A 3,823-nucleotide genomic window follows, 5' to 3' on the forward strand; every position below is an offset into this window, starting at 1 on the left:
GTCTGCTTCTGGTCGAGGCACTCGCGGCCCGCTGGGGAACCACGCCCGGACTCGTCGTCGGGGGAGGGGCGCCGCGTGCGCGGAAGTCGTTCGGCTCGTGTGTCCGTGACCTCGATGCGGAGGGTGTCGCCGATGACGTAGAGCGTCAGGTCGAAATCGCGCCCCTGGACACGCCCGTGCGTCGCCGCGTTGGCCGCCAGCTCCGCGACGATGTGCTCCGCCGGGTCGGACGGCAGCCCCCAGGTGCGCAGTTGCTCGGTCGCGAGCAGTCGGGCGAGGCGGGCTCCGCGGGGTGTGGAGGACAGCCGCACGCTGAAGTTGCGGATGGGGCTGTGGCGTTCGGTGTCAGGGCCGACGGTTTCCGTATTCACATCACTCAGCGTGGTGGCGCACGCTTACCGTGAACAGTGACTGCGCCGATACGTACGGTGACTGTCCGGACATTGTCCGGTCGTGTCGGGCCTGTCCGGAAGGGCCGTACGGGTAGGGGGCGTTGAGGCACGACGGTACGGCGGAGAGGTGCGCGATGTTGGTGGACGGCGACGCGGGGCGGCTCAAGACGGAGGCCGATGAGCCGGGCTGGGAGGTGGACCCGGACGACGAGTGGGGCGTCGCGGTCATCGCCACGGTCGGGCGGCAGTTGAAGCTGAGGCGGGAGGCGGTGGGGATGAGCGCCGCCGACTTCGGTCGGGCGGTCGGGTACGGCGAGGACCTGGTCTACAAGATCGAGGGCGGGAAACGGATTCCCCGGCAGGAGTATCTGGACAAGGCCGACGAGGCGCTGGGCGCGGGCGGGCTCATCGCAGCGACGTGGGAGGACGTGAAGAAGGTCCGGTACCCGAGGAAGGTGCGGGCGCTGGGGGAGATGGAGGCGAAGGCGGTCGAGATCGGCTTGTACGAGTGCAACAGCGTCCACGGACTCTTGCAGACCCCGGAGCATGCGCGGGCTGTGATCGGGGCGGCTCAGCCGCCGTACTCGCCGGACGATGTGGAACGTATGGTGGCCGCTCGTCTGGCCCGGCAGACGGTCTTCGAGCGGGACCCGGCTCCGTCCGTGCACTTCGTCCTGGAAGAGGCTCCGCTGCGCCGTCAGGTCGGGGGCACAATGGTGTGGCGACGGCAGCTCGAACGTCTGCTGGAGGTGGGGCGGTTGAACCACGTCACGCTTCAGGTCATGCCGACGAACACCGATGCTCACCCGGGCCTGGACGGCAAGATCGAATTGCTGAAGTTTCCGGACGGTACGGCAGTGGGGCGGGCCGACGGCAAGTTCAACGGTCGGCCTGTCTCCGACCCGAGGCAGCTCCGCATCCTGGAATTGCGGTATGGCACCATCCGAGCGCAGGCCCTCCCGCCACGGGAGTCGCTGACCTTCATCGAGCAACTGCTGGGAGAGACATGATCCGCAAGGGTTCTGCCGGGGACGCCTCCGAACTGGCCTGGTTCAAGAGCAGCTACAGCAGCGGCACCGACGGCGAGTCCTGCGTCGAGATCGCCACGGCTCCCGGCGCGGTCCACGTCCGCGACTCCAAGAACCTCGCCGGGCCTCGGCTCGCCCTCGCGCGGGACGCGTGGGCGGAGTTCGTGGCGTACGCGTCCGGGAGCTGACTTCGTTCAGAGGATCGGCTGCTCTCCGCGGACGAGGGAGAGGCCGGGCCGGACTTTCGCGATCGCGGCGAAGTCGTCGTCGACGTGGAGCAGGGTCAGGCCGTGATGCTCGGCGGTGAGCGCGATCAGGATGTCCGGCGGAGACGGGCCGCGATGGTGACCGATCTTCACCAGGTCCCGCTGTACCTCGATGATCTTCGGCCATGGGTCGTCGATCGCGGGCACCCAGCCGAAGGACTGGCCGAGCATGGTGAAGAAGGGCTCGTAGTCGCGGTCGGCGCGGAGTCCGGGCATCAGTTCGGACTCCACGGGAGGGCAGATGGCCACAAGGCCACGCGCCACTCGCTCGGGCCACGGAGCGCTGAGTTGGCCACGGAGTAGGCGCCACACGGCGGAGGTGTCGGCCAGGTAGGTCACAGCCCGTCTCGCTCCCTGGCTTCGAGGACGTCGAAGTCGAGGAACATGTCGGCGTTCGTCTGGAGCCAGCGCAGCGCGCGTGCCCGATCCTCGGTGCTGATCGCCGCCGCTATGGCCAGCGCCCGATTGATGGTGTCCCGCTTGGTCTTGGTGCCGAGCTGCTGCTGAGCGAAGGCCAGCATGTCGTCGTCGATGTCGACAAGCGTCCTGGACATGCGAGCCTCCTGGAAGACCGGTTGATATATCGCTTCCGCGAATATATCAACCGGCTGCTGAAGGCGGCGAGTGTGACGTACGCCGACGGCTGTCACGCCACCCGCTGAGGCATGCACACGCCATTGATACTGTGCCGCCTCCCGAATCCATCTCCTCCGAAGAAGCGAATCTGACAATGGCGACGCGGAGCGTCGCGGCATTGTTCCGGCGGAGCCAGACGCTGCGGGAGGCGGGAGACGGGAGGCGGGGGAGCGTCAGGGTGATGATTCGTTCGCACGTTCTCTCTGGTGACGCGTGTGCGACCTTCCTAGTGTGATCGTCATGCAGCTCCGGTACGCGTTCAGGCTCTACCCGGATGCCGGTCAGCGCACCGCGCTGGCCAGGGCGTTCGGGTGCGCCCGCGTCGTGTTCAACGACGCGGTGCGGGCCCGCGAGGACGCCCGGAAGGCCGGCCGGCCGTTCCCGACGGCCGGTCAGCTGTCGAGGAAGCTGATCACCGAGGCGAAGCGGACGAAGGAGCGGTCCTGGCTGGGCGAGGTCTCCGCGGTCGTCCTGCAGCAGTCCCTGAGGGATGCCGAGGCCGCGTACCGCAACTTCTTCTCCTCCCTCAATGGCACCCGTAAGGGCCCCAGGACCGGTCCGCCCCGGTTCAAGTCGCGCAAGGACGCCCGGCAGTCGGTCCGGTTCACCGCCAACGCCCGCTGGAGCATCACCGGCAGTGGACGGCTGAGCCTGCCGAAGATCGGGGCGGTGAAGGTGAAGTGGTCCCGCATGCTGCCCGCCGCCCCTACCTCGGTCACCGTTGTGATGGACGCGGTCGGCCGGTATTTCGCGTCCTTCGTCATCGACACCGACCCCGTCGCCGATCGGGCGCGGATGCCGGAGACCGACCGCACCATCGGCATTGATCTCGGCCTCACGCATTTCGCCGTTTTGTCCACCGGAGAGAAGATCGGCTCCCCGCGCTTCCTGCGCCGCGCGGAGAAGAAGCTGAAGAAGGCGCAGCGGGAGCTGTCCCGCAAACAGAAGGGATCCAGGAACCGGGCCAAGGCCCGTCTGAAGGTCGCCCGCGCCCATGCGAAGGTCGCCGACGCGCGCCGTGAGTTCCACCACCAGCTTTCCACCAGGCTGATCTCCGAGAACCAAGGGATCGCTGTGGAGGACCTGTCGGTGGCGGGACTGGCACGCACCAGGCTGGCCAAGTCCGTGCACGACGCGGGCTGGTCATCGTTCATCAGCATGCTGACGTACAAGGCGGCCAGGTATGGCCGCACCCTGGTCAAGATCGGCCGGTTCACACCGACCTCGCAGACCTGTTGCACCTGCGGCGCGGTGGACGGTCCCAAGCCCCTCGATGTGCGGGAGTGGACGTGTGCCGCCTGCGGCGCGGTCCATGACCGGGACGTCAACGCCGCGATCAACGTGAAGACGGCCGCCGGACTGGCGGTATCGGCCTGCGGAGCGCCGGTAAGACCGGGAGCAGTCCCGGCACAGCGTGAAGAAACAGGAAGCCACGGATTCCCGACCGGAAACCGTGCCGCGTAGCGGCACAGCAACCAGTCGAGAAGGCCAGAATCCTCGG

General features: G+C 67.8%; 6 protein-coding genes. 3 read left to right on the forward strand and 3 right to left on the reverse strand.

Going from position 1 to position 3,823, the window contains the following annotated elements:
- On the reverse strand, positions 1–371 hold a 371-nt coding region (locus AOK15_RS26470; protein ID WP_167738862.1), incomplete at its 3' end, for an ATP-binding protein.
- Between the two features lie 155 nt (positions 372–526).
- Between AOK15_RS26470 and AOK15_RS26475 the strand changes: the two genes are divergently transcribed.
- Positions 527–1,402 (forward strand): helix-turn-helix domain-containing protein, encoded by an 876-nt coding sequence (locus tag AOK15_RS26475; protein WP_055520870.1) that lies wholly within the window; start codon positions 527–529, stop codon positions 1,400–1,402.
- Complete coding sequence (locus AOK15_RS26480) at positions 1,399–1,608, forward strand: DUF397 domain-containing protein (protein WP_055520871.1); 210 nt, start codon at positions 1,399–1,401, stop codon at positions 1,606–1,608. Before AOK15_RS26475 ends, AOK15_RS26480 begins: the two co-directional genes overlap by 4 nt.
- A 6-nt stretch (positions 1,609–1,614) precedes the next feature.
- On the opposite strand, the gene AOK15_RS26485 is transcribed toward AOK15_RS26480, so the two are convergent.
- Positions 1,615–2,025 (reverse strand): PIN domain nuclease, encoded by a 411-nt coding sequence (locus AOK15_RS26485; RefSeq protein WP_055520872.1) that lies wholly within the window; start codon positions 2,023–2,025, stop codon positions 1,615–1,617.
- Positions 2,022–2,240: a type II toxin-antitoxin system VapB family antitoxin gene (locus AOK15_RS26490; protein ID WP_055520873.1), complete on the reverse strand. Its 219-nt coding sequence runs from the start codon at positions 2,238–2,240 to the stop codon at positions 2,022–2,024. Before AOK15_RS26490 ends, AOK15_RS26485 begins: the two co-directional genes overlap by 4 nt.
- A 322-nt stretch (positions 2,241–2,562) precedes the next feature.
- On the opposite strand from AOK15_RS26490, the gene AOK15_RS26495 reads away from it, so the two are divergent.
- Positions 2,563–3,786: an RNA-guided endonuclease InsQ/TnpB family protein gene (locus tag AOK15_RS26495; RefSeq protein WP_055520874.1), complete on the forward strand. Its 1,224-nt coding sequence runs from the start codon at positions 2,563–2,565 to the stop codon at positions 3,784–3,786.
- Positions 3,787–3,823 lie beyond the last annotated feature (37 nt).

Source organism: Streptomyces ossamyceticus, from assembly GCF_001418475.1.
Taxonomy (GTDB): domain Bacteria; phylum Actinomycetota; class Actinomycetes; order Streptomycetales; family Streptomycetaceae; genus Streptomyces; species Streptomyces ossamyceticus.

Bases quoted from the DNA above. Each gene is read 5' to 3' on its own strand.
- AOK15_RS26475 (WP_055520870.1), top strand. From the start codon at position 527: ATGTTGGTGGACGGCGACGCGGGGCGGCTCAAGACGGAGGCCGATGAG.
- AOK15_RS26490 (WP_055520873.1), bottom strand. From the start codon at position 2,240: ATGTCCAGGACGCTTGTCGACATCGACGACGACATGCTGGCCTTCGCT.
- AOK15_RS26495 (WP_055520874.1), top strand. From the start codon at position 2,563: ATGCAGCTCCGGTACGCGTTCAGGCTCTACCCGGATGCCGGTCAGCGC.
- AOK15_RS26480 (WP_055520871.1), top strand. From the start codon at position 1,399: ATGATCCGCAAGGGTTCTGCCGGGGACGCCTCCGAACTGGCCTGGTTC.